15 protein-coding genes are annotated in these 15,874 nt (G+C 61.3%); 8 read left to right on the top strand and 7 right to left on the bottom strand.

The window, feature by feature from the left end; all coding sequences use genetic code 11:
• The first annotated feature begins 41 nt into the window (after window positions 1–41).
• The 6 genes from AC3WS7_RS11730 to AC3WS7_RS11705 all read left to right on the top strand — a co-directional run bounded on the left by AC3WS7_RS11730 (window position 42) and on the right by AC3WS7_RS11705 (window position 5,763).
• The gene (locus AC3WS7_RS11730; RefSeq protein ID WP_492656463.1) at window positions 42–1,070 is read left to right on the top strand and encodes an ABC transporter substrate-binding protein; all 1,029 of its coding nucleotides are present in this window, start codon (window positions 42–44) and stop codon (window positions 1,068–1,070) included.
• 3 nt (window positions 1,071–1,073) lie between these two features.
• Entirely contained in the window at window positions 1,074–1,901 is an 828-nt protein-coding gene (locus AC3WS7_RS11725) for an ABC transporter ATP-binding protein (protein ID WP_296469014.1), read from the top strand.
• Window positions 1,902–1,910: 9 nt separating this feature from the next.
• Window positions 1,911–2,678 (top strand): ABC transporter permease, encoded by a 768-nt coding sequence (locus tag AC3WS7_RS11720; protein ID WP_492656462.1) that lies wholly within the window; start codon window positions 1,911–1,913, stop codon window positions 2,676–2,678.
• The gene (locus AC3WS7_RS11715; protein WP_492656461.1) at window positions 2,678–3,151 is read left to right on the top strand and encodes a nucleoside deaminase; all 474 of its coding nucleotides are present in this window, start codon (window positions 2,678–2,680) and stop codon (window positions 3,149–3,151) included. The genes AC3WS7_RS11720 and AC3WS7_RS11715 overlap by 1 nt, the downstream gene beginning before the upstream one ends.
• 27 nt (window positions 3,152–3,178) lie before the next feature.
• Window positions 3,179–4,009, top strand: a complete 831-nt coding sequence (locus AC3WS7_RS11710; protein WP_492656460.1) for an urease accessory protein UreD — start codon at window positions 3,179–3,181, stop codon at window positions 4,007–4,009.
• Window positions 4,010–4,095: 86 nt separating this feature from the next.
• On the top strand, window positions 4,096–5,763 hold the full coding sequence (locus AC3WS7_RS11705) for a response regulator (protein ID WP_296469006.1): 1,668 nt from the start codon (window positions 4,096–4,098) through the stop codon (window positions 5,761–5,763).
• On the opposite strand, the gene urtE is transcribed toward AC3WS7_RS11705, so the two are convergent.
• From urtE to AC3WS7_RS11675, 6 genes are all read right to left on the bottom strand, one after another.
• Window positions 5,760–6,452, bottom strand: a complete 693-nt coding sequence (gene urtE, locus AC3WS7_RS11700; protein ID WP_492656459.1) for an urea ABC transporter ATP-binding subunit UrtE — start codon at window positions 6,450–6,452, stop codon at window positions 5,760–5,762. The genes AC3WS7_RS11705 and urtE overlap by 4 nt on opposite strands.
• A 2-nt stretch (window positions 6,453–6,454) precedes the next feature.
• Entirely contained in the window at window positions 6,455–7,336 is an 882-nt protein-coding gene (gene urtD, locus AC3WS7_RS11695; RefSeq protein ID WP_492656458.1) for an urea ABC transporter ATP-binding protein UrtD, read from the bottom strand.
• A complete protein-coding gene (urtC, locus tag AC3WS7_RS11690) occupies window positions 7,333–8,448 on the bottom strand; it encodes an urea ABC transporter permease subunit UrtC (protein WP_492656457.1) in 1,116 nt (371 codons plus the stop codon). The genes urtD and urtC overlap by 4 nt, the downstream gene beginning before the upstream one ends.
• The gene (urtB, locus tag AC3WS7_RS11685) at window positions 8,445–10,025 is read right to left on the bottom strand and encodes an urea ABC transporter permease subunit UrtB (RefSeq protein WP_296468999.1); all 1,581 of its coding nucleotides are present in this window, start codon (window positions 10,023–10,025) and stop codon (window positions 8,445–8,447) included. Before urtB ends, urtC begins: the two co-directional genes overlap by 4 nt.
• A 90-nt stretch (window positions 10,026–10,115) precedes the next feature.
• Window positions 10,116–11,378: an urea ABC transporter substrate-binding protein gene (urtA, locus tag AC3WS7_RS11680; RefSeq protein ID WP_296468998.1), complete on the bottom strand. Its 1,263-nt coding sequence runs from the start codon at window positions 11,376–11,378 to the stop codon at window positions 10,116–10,118.
• A 207-nt stretch (window positions 11,379–11,585) separates the two neighbouring features.
• Window positions 11,586–12,497, bottom strand: a complete 912-nt coding sequence (locus AC3WS7_RS11675; protein WP_296468996.1) for a LysR family transcriptional regulator — start codon at window positions 12,495–12,497, stop codon at window positions 11,586–11,588.
• Between the two features lie 101 nt (window positions 12,498–12,598).
• On the opposite strand from AC3WS7_RS11675, the gene AC3WS7_RS11670 reads away from it, so the two are divergent.
• Window positions 12,599–13,372 carry an SDR family NAD(P)-dependent oxidoreductase gene (locus AC3WS7_RS11670; protein WP_296468994.1) on the top strand — a complete coding sequence of 258 codons (774 nt, stop codon included), beginning with the start codon at window positions 12,599–12,601 and terminating at the stop codon, window positions 13,370–13,372.
• Window positions 13,373–13,623: 251 nt separating this feature from the next.
• Here AC3WS7_RS11670 and AC3WS7_RS11665 read toward each other — a convergent pair whose 3' ends face one another.
• Window positions 13,624–14,514, bottom strand: a complete 891-nt coding sequence (locus tag AC3WS7_RS11665; protein WP_296468992.1) for a LysR substrate-binding domain-containing protein — start codon at window positions 14,512–14,514, stop codon at window positions 13,624–13,626.
• 179 nt (window positions 14,515–14,693) lie between these two features.
• On the opposite strand from AC3WS7_RS11665, the gene AC3WS7_RS11660 reads away from it, so the two are divergent.
• Entirely contained in the window at window positions 14,694–15,854 is a 1,161-nt protein-coding gene (locus AC3WS7_RS11660) for a PLP-dependent transferase (RefSeq protein ID WP_296468990.1), read from the top strand.
• Window positions 15,855–15,874: the final 20 nt, after the last annotated feature.

Here is a 15,874-nt window from a genome sequence, read left to right as displayed (position 1 = left end):
TTGCTTCACCTGTTCCATCTGTACACCTTGAAGGACTTTCCATGAAAAAGCGCCAGTTTCTCCACGCCATCGCCTTCGCTGCTGCCACCGTGGCAGCCGGTTCTGCCTTGGCCCAGACCACGCCCATCAAGTTTCAGCTGGACTGGCGTTTTGAAGGCCCTGCCGCCTTGTTTTTGACCCCCGCAGCCAAGGGCTACTTCAAGGATGCCAAGCTGGACGTGACCATTGACGCGGGCAACGGCTCGGGCGGCACGGTGACCCGTGTGGCGTCTGGCGCCTACGACATGGGTTTTGCCGATATGGCCGCGCTGATGGAATTCCACGCCAACAACGCGGATGCACCCAACAAGCCCGTAGCCATCATGATGGTTTACAACGACACGCCGGCCTCGGTCATGGCGCTCAAAAAGAGCGGCATCAAGACCCCCGCCGACCTGAATGGCAAGAAGCTGGGCGCCCCCGTGTTTGACGCGGGCCGCCGCGCCTTCCCCATCTTCGCCAAGGCCAACGCCATCAGCGGCGTGCAGTGGACTGCGATGGACCCCCCGCTGCGTGAAACCATGTTGGCACGTGGCGACATCGACGCGATCACCGGCTTCACCTTCACCTCGCTGCTCAACCTGGAAGCGCGCGGTGTAAAAGCCGAAGACGTGGTGGTGTTGCCCTACCCCGACTTTGGCGTGAAGCTGTATGGCAATGCCATCATTGCCTCGCCCAAGATTCTGAAAGAAAACCCCGCGGCGGTGAAAGCCTTTTTGGCAGCATTTGCCAAGGGCATGAAAGACGTGATTGGCAACCCCGCGGCCGCCATTGGCGACGTGAAGGCGCGTGACGGCATCATCAACGCCGAACTTGAAACCCGCCGCCTGAAGCTGGCCATCGACACCGTCATCAACAGCGCCAACGCACGTGCCGAAGGGTTTGGCCAGGTCAACGGCCCGCGCCTGTCGCTGATGGCATCGCAGGTGTCCGACGCCTTCAACACCAAGAGCCGCGTGAACCCCGATGTGGTGTGGAACGGCAGCTACCTGCCCGCCAAGGCCGTGCTCGACGTATTGCCCAAGAAGTAAACCATGCATGCACCCGCGTCCCCCTGGTTTGTCGATTTTCAGGATGTCTGGCTGGCCTACAACGAAGAGCTGCTCAAGCAGAACCACTTTGCCGTCGAGGCCATTGACCTGAAGGTGCGCAAGGGCGAGTTCATCGCCATCGTGGGCCCTTCGGGCTGCGGCAAGTCCACCTTCATGAAGCTCACCACCGGCCTGAAGATGCCGTCCATGGGCAAGATCCTGATCGACAACCAGCCGGTGACCGGGCCGCTCAAAATCTCGGGCATGGCGTTTCAGGCGCCATCGTTGCTGCCCTGGCGCACCACGGTGGACAACGTGCTCTTGCCGCTGGAGATCGTGGAGCCCTTCCGCTCTACGTTCAAACAAAAGCGCAAGGAATACGAAGAACGCGCGCGCAAGCTCCTGCAGAAGGTGGGCCTGGCCGGTTACGAAGACAAGTTCCCCTGGCAGCTCTCGGGCGGCATGCAGCAACGCGCCAGCATCTGCCGCGCGCTGATCCACGAGCCCAAGATGCTGCTGCTGGACGAGCCCTTTGGCGCGCTGGATGCTTTCACACGTGAAGAGTTGTGGTGCATCTTGCGCGACCTGTGGACCGAGCAGCAGTTCAACGTGATCCTGGTCACACACGACCTGCGCGAATCGGTATTTCTGGCCGACACGGTGTACGTGATGAGCAAGAGCCCGGGCCGCTTTGTGGTGAAGAAGGAGATTGAACTGCCGCGCCCGCGCGAGCTGGAGATCACCTACACCAAAGAGTTCACCGACATCGTGCACGAGCTGCGCGGGCACATCGGTGCCATGCGCAAGACCGGCGCCACCATCAACCAATAAGGCCCGGCCATGAACAAAAAACAAGTGGAAATATGGTCGCCCTGGATCTTGCTGGTAGCGGTCATCCTGGTCTGGCAAATCCTGTGCGCGGCCTTTGAGGTTTCCGAGTTCATCTTCCCCAGCCCCTGGCGCATCTGGACCCAGTTCTGGGAGTTCAAGGGCATCATCGCGGGCCACGCTTGGCGCACCTTCTGGGTCACCATGGCGGGCTTTGGCATTGCCATTGTGGTGGGCGTGTTGCTGGGCTTTGTGATTGGCAGCTCGCGCCTGGCCTATGCCGCGGTCTACCCGCTCATGACAGCCTTCAACGCGCTGCCCAAGGCGGCCTTTGTGCCCATCCTCGTGGTGTGGTTTGGCATCGGCGTGGGCCCTGCCATCCTCACGGCATTTCTCATCAGTTTCTTCCCCATCATGGTCAACATTGCGACCGGCCTGGCCACGCTGGAGCCCGAGCTGGAAGACGTGTTGCGCGTGCTGGGCGCCAAGCGCTGGGACGTGCTGATGAAGGTCGGCCTGCCCCGCTCCATGCCCTACTTCTATGGCTCGCTCAAAGTGGCCATTACGCTGGCCTTTGTGGGCACCACCGTGTCCGAGATGACGGCCGCCAACGAAGGCATTGGTTACCTGCTGATCAGCGCCGGTTCGGCCATGCAGATGGGCCTGGCGTTTGCCGGCCTGGTGGTGGTGGGCGCGATGGCCATGGTGATGTACGAGCTGTTCAGCGCGATTGAAAAACACACCACCGGTTGGGCGCACCGCGGCTCTCAGAACTCTTGATGTCTCCAGAGCAGATAGAGCGCCACCTGTTGCGCGCCAATGCGGTGGCCGAGCGCGCCATCGGCCTGGGCAAACACCCGTTTGGCGCCATCTTGGTGGCGCCCGATGGCGAAACGGTGCTGGCCGAGCAAGGCAATGTGGACACGGTGAACCATGCCGAGTCCACCTTGGCGCGTACCGCGGCCACCAATTTCACACCTGAATTCCTTTGGGATTGCACGCTGGTGACCACGGTGGAGCCTTGCGCCATGTGCGCGGGCACCCAGTACTGGGCCAACATTGGCACCCTGGTGTTTGGCATGACCGAACGGCGCCTGCTGGCGCTGACTGGCAACCACACCGAAAACCCCACCATGGACCTGCCCAGCCGCACCGTGCTGGCAGCAGGCCAAAAACAGGTACAGGTGATTGGCCCCGTGCCTGCGGTGGAAGAAGCGATTGCCGCCTTGCACCTGAACTTCTGGAAACACTGAGGCCCACGCCTCGGCAGACAAATCCCCATGGTGTGGCACGCCCAGTTAGACCTGAATTACCGCGTGGAAGCCGACCGCTGCGTGGCACGCCACCAGCACAGTGGCCCGCTGCGCATCTTGCAAAGCCTGTACCCCGAGGGGGAAGGGATTTGCCACAACGTGCTGGTGCACCCGCCCGGTGGCCTGGTGGGGGGCGACACGCTGGACCTGCGCGTACACGCGGGGGCCGGTGCGCACGGGCTGATCACCACGCCCGGTGCGACGCGTTTTTACCGCTCTGACGGCCCCTGGGCGACCCAGACCACCCGGCTGAGCCTGGAGGCTGGCGCCCGGCTGGAGTGGCTGCCGCTGGAGGCCATTTGTTACGACGCCTGCCAGGCCCGCAACCAGCTGCGCCTGGAGCTGGCGCCGGGGGCAGAATGCCTGGGCTGGGACACCACGGTGCTGGGCCTGCCCATGGCCCACTTGCCATTCACCCAGGGGCAGTTGGAGCAGCACATCGAGATTCCCGGGGTCTGGCTGGAGCGTGGACTGATCGATGGGCAAGACCAGCGCTTGCTCAACAGCCCCACCGGCATGGCCGGGCAGCGCTGCCTGTCCACGCTATTTTTTGCCGCCGGCAGTCCGCTGCCGCGCGAACGCAAGGAAGCGCTACTGGACAGCGCCCGCGCCTGCCTGCAAGACCATGCGCTGGCGGGCACCGCGGGCGTGACCAGCCCGCACCCCCAACTGGTGGTGCTGCGCGTGCTGGCACCGCATGTGGAACCGGCCATGCAGCTGCTGCGCAGCGTGCGGCGGGCCTGGCGCACCCAACAGTGGGCGCTGGACGCAGCCGACCCACGCATCTGGGCGATGTAAACGGCTACCTTTTTTGTAGCGCAGCGCCCATAATGCGCCATCGATAGACCCCCGCCCTCTTCGCAGGGCGCCCGGCAGGACACCTGATGGCTGCGCTCGAAAACGACTTCTCCGCCTGCTCCGCCCTGGTTGTGGACGGCAACCCCACCTCGCGCTCGATTTTGGTGTCGCAGCTGCGGGATTTTGGTGTGGCTTCGGTGGCCCAGGCGGCGCGCCCCGCGGATGCCCGCCGGCAACTGGAGTTCAAAACCTTTGACTTTGTGCTGTGCGAGCAGCACTTTTCTACCGACAACACCTCGGGCCAGGACCTGCTGGACGACCTGCGCCGCAACCAGCTGCTGCCTTTTTCCACCGTCTTCATCATGATCACGGGTGAAGCCACCTACGCCAAGGTGGCCGAGGCCGCCGAATCCGCGCTGGACGGCTACATGCTCAAGCCGCACAAGGCAACCCAACTCGGGGATCGGCTGGTCGCCGCACGCATCCGCAAGGTGTCCTTGCAAGAGATCTTCAGCGCCATTGAAGACGAGCGTTTTGAGGACGCGGCCAAGCTGTGCATGGACCGCTTTGAAAGCAAAGGCATGTTCTGGCTCTATGCCGCGCGGGTGGGCGCCGAGCTGCTGCTGCGGATAGGCCGCTGCGCCGATGCGCAAACCCTGTACAAGGCGGTGGTGGAGGCCAAGACCCTTCCCTGGGCCAAGCTGGGTGTGGCACGCTCGCTGCTCGAATCCGGACAGATCAACCAGGCCACCAGCACGCTGGAGCGATTGATCAGCGAGGACCCCAGCTACGCCGATGCCTACGACGTGATGGGACGTGCCCACTTTGAGCTGGGGCGCTTTGACAAGGCGCTGGAGACCTACAAAATGGCCGCCACACTGACGCCGGCCTCCATCAGCCGCCTGCAAAACCTGGCCATGATGACCTACTACGCGGGTGACCATGAAGAAGCCGAACAGTTGCTGGACAAGACGGTGCGCCTGGGGCTCGAGTCCAAGATGTTTGACGCGCAGACCTTGGTGCTGCTGGCCTTTGTCCGGCTGGAGTTGGCTGACCGCAAGGGCCTGCAACGCTGCCACGACGACTTTCTGCGCTTGATCGACAAAGCCCCGGACAACGCCCGTTTGCAACGTCTGGCCGACATTGTGGCTGCGTTGAATCTGATCCAGCAGCACCAGTTTGCCCGCGCCGTGGAGACCGTGCGCGACATGGCCAAAACCGTGCGTGACCCCCAATTCGATTTCGAATCTGCCTGCAATCTGGTGGCCTTGTTGGCCCAGCTGTCGAACAAAGCCATCCAGCTCAACGAGGTGGAATCTACTGTCGGCACCCTGGCCAAGCGTTTTTGCAGCAACCGGTCGCTCACGGAGCTGCTGGCCTCCAGTGCCGGCGCCTACCCGCCTTATGCAGACACCATTCGCAGCGCACAAACGCAGGTGCTGGAATATGCAGAAACCGCCATGTCGCTGAGCATGTCCGGCAACCCCACGGCGGCGGTCAAAAACCTGATCTTGCATGGCCGCGAAACCCTCAATGCCCGCCTGGTGGACAACGCCTACCAGTTGCTGCAAAAACACGCAGCCAAAGTGCAGGAAGCGGCGAGCCTCGCGGCCACCGTGGAGGAGCTGCGAAGCCTGTGTGGCCCCACGGTCAGCCGGGCTTCACTGGGCGAGCAAAAACGGCAGGCCGGTGGCTTGGCGCTGCGCACCGGCAAACGGGCGGCCGCCGAGACCGGCGCCCCGGCTGCGGCTTAAATCGCGACCAGGCCACGCACGCCATCGATCTCCATGTTCTGGCCCATGCCGCGCGCCAGCACCGCACCACGCTCCATCACCACGTACTGGTCGGCCAGCTCCTGGGCAAAGTCGTAGTACTGCTCCACCAGCACGATGGCCATGGTGCCGCGGTCGGCCAGCATGCGGATCACGCGGCCGATGTCCTTGATGATGCTGGGCTGGATGCCTTCGGTGGGCTCGTCCAGAATCAACACCTTGGGGCCCGCCGCAAGCGCCCGCGCAATGGCGAGCTGCTGCTGCTGCCCGCCTGACAAATCACCGCCGCGCCGGTTCAGCATCTGCTTCAGCACGGGGAAGAGCTCGAACAGCTCGGGCGGAATCGGCGTGCCCGCGCTCTTGTAGGCTAGGCCCATGCGCAAGTTCTCTTCCACCGTGAGGCGCGCAAAAATCTCGCGACCCTGCGGCACAAAGCCCAGCCCCAGGCGGGCGCGCTCGTAGGGCGTGAGCTTCTGGATGGGTTTGCCATCAAACTCGATGCTGCCGGACTTGATGGGCACCAGGCCCATCATGGACTTGAGCAGCGTGGTCTTGCCCACACCATTGCGCCCCAGGATGACCGTGACCTTGCCGATTTCGGCCTCCAGACTCACATCACGCAGGATGTGGGAGCCGCCGTAATACTGGTTGACGTTATTGATCTTCAACATGCTTAGCGTCCCAGATAAACCTCAATCACCCGCTCATCGGCCTGCACCTGATCCAGCGTGCCCTGTGCCAACACCGAACCATCGCACAGCACGGTGACGATGTCGCTGATGGTGCGAATAAAGCTCATGTCGTGCTCCACCACCATCAGCGAGTGTTTGCCCTTGAGTGTGAGGAAGAGCTCCGCCGTGCGCTCGGTTTCTTCGTCGGTCATGCCGGCCACCGGTTCGTCCAGCAACAACAGCTTGGGGTCTTGCATGAGCAACATGCCGATCTCCAGCCACTGCTTCTGGCCATGGCTCAGGTTGCCGGCCAGGCGGCCCACGCTGTCAGCCAGGTGGATGGTGTGCAGGATTTCGGCCAGGCGGTCGCTCTGCGCCGAGTCGAGCCTGAAGAACATCGAGGCCTTCACGCCCTTGTTGGTCTTCAGGGCCAGCTCCAGGTTCTCGAACACCGTGAGCTGCTCGAACACCGTGGGCTTCTGGAACTTGCGGCCAATCCCCAGCTGCGCAATCTCGGCTTCCTTGAAACGCAACAGGTCGATGGTGCTGCCAAAGAACACGGTGCCCGAATCGGGCCGCGTCTTGCCGGTGATGATGTCCATCATCGTGGTCTTGCCCGCGCCGTTGGGGCCAATGATGCAGCGCAGCTCACCGGGTGCAATGTCCAAGCTGAGTTTGTTGATGGCCTTGAAGCCATCGAAGCTCACGCTCACGTCTTCCAGGTACAGGATACGACCGTGGGTCACATCCACCTCGCCAGCCTTGGCCACCCGCGAGAAACCCGCGGCACGGCCACCGGATTCAGTTTGGCCTTTAGCGGCGGCCAAGGCCTCCATGTGCGCCTGGACGCGCCGGGCGCCCTGCTCCAAAAGATCGGGAGTCATGCTTTGCTCCCTTTGAGTTTCTTGATCAAACCGACCACTCCATCGGGCAGAAACAAGGTCACACCGATAAACAGCGCGCCCAAAAAGTACAACCAGAATTCGGGGTACGTCACGGTCAGCCAGCTCTTGGCACCATTAACGATGAAGGCACCGATGACCGGTCCGATCAGCGTGGCCCGCCCACCGACGGCGGCCCAGATGGCAATCTCGATCGAGTTGGCCGGGCTCATTTCGCTGGGGTTGATGATGCCCACCTGGGTGACATACAGCGCCCCGGCCACGCCGCACATCATGGCCGAGATGGTCCAGATGGTGAGCTTGAAACCGATGGGGTTGTAACCACTGAACATGACCCGGGTTTCCGCATCGCGCACCGCCTGCAACACCCGGCCAAACTTGCTGTTGACCAGCCAGCGCGAGAGCAGGAAGAAACCCAGCAGCACCAGGGCCGTCAGCACAAACAACGTCATGCGCATGCTGGTGGTGGCAATCGGGATGTTCAGGATGCGCTTGAAATCGGTGAAGCCGTTGTTGCCACCAAAACCGGTCTCGTTGCGGAAGAACAGCAGCATGGCCGCAAAGGTCATGGCCTGGGTGATGATGGAAAAGTACACCCCCTTGATACGCGAGCGGAAGGCAAAGTAGCCAAACACAAAGGCCACCAGCCCCGGCACCGCCACCACCAGGAACAAGGTGGCGATGAAGCTGTCCGACAGCGCCCAGTGCCAGGGCAGTTCTTTCCAGTCCAGAAACACCATGAAGTCCGGCAGCGCACTCTTGTAGTTGCCGTCGAGTCCGATCTGGCGCATCAGGTACATGCCCATGGCATAGCCGCCCAGTGCGAAAAACAGGCCATGGCCCAAGCTCAGGATGCCGGTGTAACCCCAGATCAGGCCCATGGACATGGCGCAGATGGCGTAACACATGATCTTGGCCACCAGCGCCACGGCAAAGTCGCTCAGGTGGAGCACACTGCCTTCGGGCACCCAGAGGTTGAGCACCGGCACCAGGGCGCACAGCACCACCAGAGCCCCCAGCCAGGAGAGCCAGCCCGTGCGGGTGAGCAAGGGTTGCGGGGTAGGAAGAACGAGGGAAGGAACGGGGGTACTCATGCTTCTGCGCTCCGGCCCTTCATGGCAAAAATGCCTTGCGGACGCTTCTGGATAAAGATGATGATGAAGACCAGCACGGCAATCTTGGCCAGCACGGCGCCGGTCCAGCCTTCCAGCAGTTTGTTGAGCACGCCCAGGCCCAGCGCGGCGTACACGGTGCCGGCCAACTGGCCCACTCCGCCCAGCACCACCACCATGAACGAGTCGACGATGTAGCCCTGGCCCAGGTCCGGGCCCACGTTGCCCACCTGGCTCAGCGCACAGCCGGCCAGGCCGGCAATGCCGCTGCCCAGTGCAAAGGCGTAGGTATCAATCCGTGCGGTGTTCACACCCATGCAACTGGCAATCGGGCGGTTTTGCGTGACCCCACGCACAAACAGGCCCAGGCGGGTCTTGCTGATCAAAAAGGCCACGCCCGCCAGCACAGCCAGCGCAAAGCCCACGATGACCAGCCGGTTGTAGGGCAAGGAGAGGTTGCCCAGCACCTGCACGCCCCCACTCATCCAGCTCGGGTTTTCCACGCCCACGTTCTGCGCGCCAAAAATGGTGCGCACCAGTTGCATCAGCATGAGGCTGATACCCCAGGTGGCCAGCAAGGTCTCCAGGGGACGGCCGTAGAGAAAACGGATCACACCCCGCTCCAGCGCCGCGCCCACCAGGGCCGACGCAAGAAACGCCACCGGCACCGAGGCCAGCAGGTACCAGTCAAACGCACCAGGCAAATACTTTTGAAACAGGCCTTGCACCACGTAAGTGGCGTAGGCACCAATCATCATCAGCTCGCCATGGGCCATATTGATCACGCCCATGAGGCCATAGGTAATGGCCAGGCCGAGTGCGACGAGCAGCAGGATGGAGCCCAGGCTGATGCCGCTGAACATGGCGCCCAGCCGGTCGCCCCAGGCCAGGCGGCTCTCGACCGCGCTCAGGCTTTTTTGCAGTGCCACCTTCACGGCGCTTTCGGTCTCGCCCTGCAGGCGTTCGCTCAGCAGGGTCTTGGTGGCGGCCAGGCCGCTGTCGCCCAGCAGAGTGGCGGCCTCCAGGCGTTTGGCCGGGTCTTCACTGGACAGCAGGGCCGAGGCGCGCAGCAGCGCCAGTTGGTCCTTGATGTCGGCCACCGTCTCGGCAGCCAGGGCCTGGTCCAGCAGGGGCAGCTTGTCCATGTCCACATTGCCCTGCAGCGTGGCCACGGCGGCGCGGCGTACGGCCACGTCGGTGGACAGCAGCTTCACGGCGGCCAGTGCGTTGTCCAGCTCGCCGCGCATGCGGTTGTTATTCATCACGTCTTCGGCGGTGTCGGGGATTTCCACCTCGGCATGGGTCACCGGGTCCACGCCCTTGCCGTCCACCACCATCACGGGCACGTCACCCACCAGTTTCACGCTGTCGTCCGACAGGGCCTGGATGAAACGCACGGTGCGTTCATCGGCTTTGGCCACGGCGGCTTGCAGGGCTGCCACGCGGGCATCGCTCTCGCCCGATGTGATGGCTTTTGCCTCTTGGGCCGTGAGTGCGTGTGCGCCAGAAGCTACAAAAATCGTAGCAAACAGCAGCAGCTGGATCAATTGCTTTGGCATACGCCAATGTCTCCGGTTGAATGAAACAAGCCGCCACGCCCAAAGGTCGTGGCGGCTAAGACTAGAAACTAGTCTCTCCCTGCCTTCGCCTTATTTCTTTGCGGGCTCATCAGGCTTCTTGTCGTTGCCTTCGATGTACGGAGACCATGGCTTGGCCTTCACAGGACCGGGGGTCTTCCACACCACGTTGAACTGGCCGTCAGCCTTGATCTCGCCGATGAACACCGACTTGTGCAAGTGGTGGTTCTTCTCGTCCATCTTGCTCACGATGCCGCTGGGTGCCTTGAAGGTCTGGCCGGCCATGGCAGCAATGACTTTGTCGACTTCGGTGGACTTGGCTTTCTCGACCGCCTGCTTCCACATGTTGATGCCGATGTACGTGGCTTCCATCGGGTCGTTGGTCAGAGGCTTGTCCTTGTGACCAGCGATGCCCTTGGCCTTGGCGTAGGCGGACCACTTCTTGATGAACTCGGTGTTGGCCGGGTTCTTGATGGACTGGAAGTAGTTCCAGGCAGCCAGGTGGCCCACCAGGGGTTTGGTGTCCACACCGCGCAGCTCTTCTTCACCCACCGAGAAAGCCACCACGGGCACGTCCTTGGCCTTCAGGCCGGCATTGCCCAGTTCCTTGTAGAAAGGCACGTTGGAGTCGCCGTTGATGGTAGACACCACAGCGGTCTTGCCACCGGCAGAGAACTTCTTGATGTCCGCCACGATGGTTTGGTAATCGCTGTGGCCGAATGGGGTGTACTTCTCGTCGATGTCGGTGTCCTTCACGCCCTTGCTCTTCAGGTAGGCGCGCAGGATCTTGTTGGTGGTGCGGGGGTACACATAGTCGGTTCCCAGCAGCACCCAGCGCTTGGCGCCGCCGCCTTCTTTGCTCATCAGGTAGTCCACCGCGGGAATGGCTTGCTGGTTAGGCGCAGCGCCGGTGTAGAACACGTTTTTGGAGAGCTCTTCACCTTCGTACTGCACGGGGTAGAACAGCAGGCCGTTCAATTCTTCCACCACGGGCAACACCGACTTGCGGGACACCGAGGTCCAGCAACCGAAGATCACGTCGACCTTGTCTTGGGTCAGCAGCTGCTTGGTTTTTTCAGCAAACAGGGGCCAGTTGGAGGCGGGGTCCACCACCACGGGTTCGAGCTTCTTGCCCAGAATGCCGCCCTTGGCGTTGATTTCGTCAATCGCCATCAGCACGGTGTCTTTCAACACGGTTTCTGAAATGGCCATGGTGCCGGACAGGCTGTGCAAAATGCCGACCTTGATGGTGTCAGCCGCGTAGGCTGGCAGGGCGGACAGGGTGGTCAAGGCGACCGCAGCGGTCAAGGCCTTCAAAGAAAAACGACGTTGCATGTGGGCTTCTCCGTGGGGGTTAAAAAATCTGTCTCACCAAGTGCTGCTTTGTTGCCAAAGCGCTTGCTGGATGCGATGAGGTGACTTTAGGGATCCCAGGCAGAAACCGGAATACGCCGTGTGGCGTACAGCCCGCAGGGCGCGGGGCAAGCGCAGAACGCTATCTATTTAATAGCTTCTTGCGCATATTCCACGGGGGCTAGAGGCCTAAATGGCATGTAAATAGTCATCCACCACCTGCGCCAGCCAGTCCATCACCACACGCACCCGTTGCGACAGATTGCGCCGGTTGGCGTACACCAGCGTCAGCGGCATGGGCGGCGCCACATGCTGGGGCAACAGCTCCACCAGCAGGCCGCTGCGCAGCACCTCCCGCACGCCCACACACGGCACCTGGATGATGCCCAGCCCGGCGATACAGGCGGCGACGTAGGCCTCTGCGTTGTTCACCGTCACTGCGCCCGGCATCGGCACCGATACCAACGCGCCCGCAGCGTCCAGGTACTCAAACGCATCGGGTTTGGCGCCCAGGGTGTTGGTGTAGTGCACCAGGTGGTGGGCGGCCACATCGGCCGGACCCTGCGGTAGGCCGCGCTGCTGCAGGTAGGCCGGGCTGGCGCAATTGACCATGCGCATGGCGCCCAGTGGGCGCGCCACCAGGCTGGTGTCGCCCACTGCGCCCGAGCGCAGCACGCAATCAAAGCCCTCACGCACCAGGTCCACCCGGCGCTCGGTGCTGCTGATCTCCAGCTCCAGCAGCGGGTGCTGGGCCAAGAGCTCGGGCAGGCGCGGGATGACGGCGTGGCGTGCCATGCTGGTGCTCATGTCGATGCGCACCCGGCCACGCAGGGCCTGCGTGCCCTGCTGGTGGAACATGGTTTGCAGCTCGTCCACATCGGCCAGCAGGTCTTTGCAACGCTCGTAAAACGCCTGGCCGTCTTGCGTGAGCTGCACGCGGCGCGTGGTGCGGTGGAGCAGGCGCGTACCCAGCTGGGCTTCGAGCTGCTGCACCGCGGTGGACACGCTGGCCTTGGGCAGGCCCAGCGTGTCGGCCGCCTGCGTGAAGCTGGAGAGCTCGGCCACGCGGTTGAAGATGTGCATGCGGTCTAAGTCACTCATTGTTCAATTATTGCGAACAAAGCAATCAATATCCAAGTATTTATCAAAAACAACCCGCCCAATAGACTCACTTCCATCCCCAACCCACGAAGGAAGTTCCCATGTCTACCAGCACCCCAAACACCCCCATCGCCCTGGTCACCGGCGGCAGCCGCGGCCTTGGCAAAAACACCGCACTGCACCTGGCCAAGAACGGCAGCGATGTCATCCTCACCTACCGCAGCCAGGCCGCCGAAGCGCAGGCCGTGGTGGACCAGATCACCGCACTGGGCCGCCGCGCCGTGGCCCTGCAACTGGACACCGGCGACAGCACCAGCTTTGCGGACTTTGCAGCGCAGGTGAAGGCCGCGTTGGCCAGCACCTGGCAGCGGGAGCGGTTTGACCACCTGGTGAACAACGCCGGTGTGGGCATCCACGCCAGCCTGATGGAAACCACCGAGGCGCAGTTCGACACGTTGATGAACATCCATCTGAAGGGTGTGTTCTTCCTCACGCAAAAGCTGCTGCCACTGATGAACGACGGCGGGCGCATCGTCAACCTCTCCAGCGGCCTGGCGCGCTTCGCCCTGCCCGGCTACGCCGCCTACGGCGCGATGAAGGGCGCGATCGAAACGCTGACGCGCTACATGGCCAAGGAGCTAGGCCCGCGCGGCATTGCGGTCAATGTGGTGGCCCCTGGCGCCATCGAGACCGATTTTGGCGGCGGCGCCGTGCGCGACAACGCCCAACTCAACGCCTTTGTGGCGGCCAACACCGCCCTCGGCCGCACCGGTGTGCCCGACGACATCGGCGCCATGATTGCCTCCCTGCTGACACCGGCCAACCGCTGGGTCAACGCCCAGCGCATTGAAGCTTCGGGCGGCATGTTTTTGTAAGCTGAGCCAGTGCGCTGACGGCGCACTGGGGAGGGGCACAGTGGTGCGGTACGGCCGCTGTGCTTGCGGTGGATGCATCCGGGTTCGGAGAGCCTGGGGCCAGTTGTGGCTCTTGGCGAAAGACTACGTTCGGGCGCATTCTTCGCGCCACACCTACGGACGAGATTCACCCGAACGAGGCGTTTGCGCATTGACCATGGTGTGCAGCAGCAAATCCAAGCGTGAAATTCAGTGCAAGGATCCGCACTTATTTAAAAGTCGCCTCGTCCAACCTCTGCGCGCAGCCAATGAATTAAGGTGTGCACACCAGGCTTTTCAATCGCAGCGGTAGGGTGGATGAGGTAATACGGCATACGGACAGGCGCCGATAATTTCAGAGGCGCAACCAAACGTCCGGCCTCTACCGCAGGAGCCACCAATGCATGCTGCCCCAAAGCGACTCCGATCCCTTCTTCGGCTGCACGTAAACACATCAAGGAGGAAGAAAACGTAGTCCCACGACTATTGGCGATGTTTCCAACACCGGCGGCCTGCAACCAACGTTGCCAATCCGGATAGTCCGGCATTCCTTGCAAGGGTCGGTCATGCAAGAGTGCGACCTGATTTAAGTCCTCAGTTCCATTGACGCGGGACGCGTAACCCGGACTGCACACCGGATATAGCGAAGTTGAAAACAACTGTTGCACCACGTAATCCGGCGCATTGGCCGGCCGGTAGTCGACGATGAAGTCATAGAGCAAATAGTCGTGCTCGAATTCGGTTTTGATTTCCAGATGAATTCTGGGGTGTGCTTCGTAGAAGCGAGACAAACGAGGTATCAACCATCGATCACACAAAGCCTGCCGAACTGCAATGCGCACGGTAACGGATGAAAGGCCAATCAGTTGTTCGGTGGACTCCCGCAGAGTCCTAAATGCCTCCTGCACTTTGGGCAAATAGGTTTCGCCCACCACCGTAAGTTCCAACTGATTGTTGCGACGTTTGAACAGACTTACGCCCAAGGACGCCTCCAACTGCTTGATCTGATGGCTGACAGCCGCGTTGGTGACGTGCAATTCGCGGGCTGCAGCTGTAAAACTCAGATGTCTGGCAGCAACCTCAAATACCTTCAATGCATTGAGAGAAGGTTGGCGAATCTTCATGGTTAACCCTTAAATCGCAGTTTTCATTAACTTAAATTTAATGATACCTAGAAAATTTGTCGCTTGAGCTGACATCCTCTTGGCAATTACATTGCGACTCAAGTTCGAAAAGCGCGCAGCAAAACTTGCCTTAAGCGCTCCAGTACTTCCAATGAAATTTGACGCAACCTGGAGTCTCCGTGAACGATTTTCCCGAAACGATGTTGGTACACGACCAACCCAACCCGTGGCAAGCGGTAGTGCCGCCTATCGTGCAAACCTCCTTGTTCACTTTCAAAACCGTGGAGGAAATGGAGGCGCGTGTACGTGGCGAAACGACGCGCCCGGTGTACTCCCGCGGTGACAACCCGACCGTTCGCGAATTTGAGCGTAAGCTGGCCACACTGGAAGGCGCCGATGATGCGCGGGCTTTTTCCAGCGGCATGGGGGCTATCAGCGCAGCCATTTTGTCCGTGGTGAAAGCAGGCGACAAGGTCGTGTGTGTCCGCCACGTCTACCCCGACACCTACCGTTTCCTCGAAAAATTGATGACCCGCCTGGGTGTAAGTGCCCAGTATCTGGATGGCAGTGATACGGATGCACTAATTGACTCTTTGCCAGGAGCCAAGCTGCTGTATTTGGAAAGTCCCACCAGTTGGACGATGGAAACCCAGGACCTGCCGCGCATCGCCAAGGCTGCGCGTGCGCTTGGTGTTGTCACCATCATTGACAACAGTTGGGCAACACCCATACACCAGCAGCCACTGACCCATGGCATCGATATGGTTGTGCACTCTGCATCGAAATACCTGTCGGGCCACAGCGACATCGTGGCTGGGGTGGTTGCAGGCAACAGCGAACGCATGGCTGCCGTCAACGATTTGAGCTACCCATATCTTGGTGCCAAGCTTTCACCCATGGAAGGGTGGTTACTGCTGCGTGGCCTGCGTACCTTGCCTATGCGCATGGCTTGGCAATGGAGCAGTACGCGGCAACTACTGGCACGTTTGCAAAAACATTCCGCTGTTTCCCAGGTTTTGCATCCTTGGTGCCAGCCAGGGCCTGGTACCGCATGCTTGAAGGGCTACAGCAGCCTGTTCACGCTGGAGTTGGCCGAAGGCATCAACATGCGCACCTTTTGCAATCAGCTCCAGTTATTCCAGCTTGGCGTGAGCTGGGGAGGGCACGAGAGCTTGGTAGTACCGGCGCTAGTAAGCAGGGCGCAGGCGTCGGGCCCCAATTCGCAGATCGATTTCGGTGTGACAGATCGCATGGTGCGATTGCATGTGGGATTCGAAAACGCGGAAGACCTTTGGTGTGACTTGACTGCGGCACTTGATGCAGCAGGCCGCCCAGGTTAATTTTTTTATCACAAGAAGGA

The organism is Rhodoferax sp. EU05-FHT12H12 (assembly GCF_058791215.1).
Note: the sequence above shows the minus strand (reverse complement) of the source record. Positions and strands in the feature narration are given on the sequence as shown.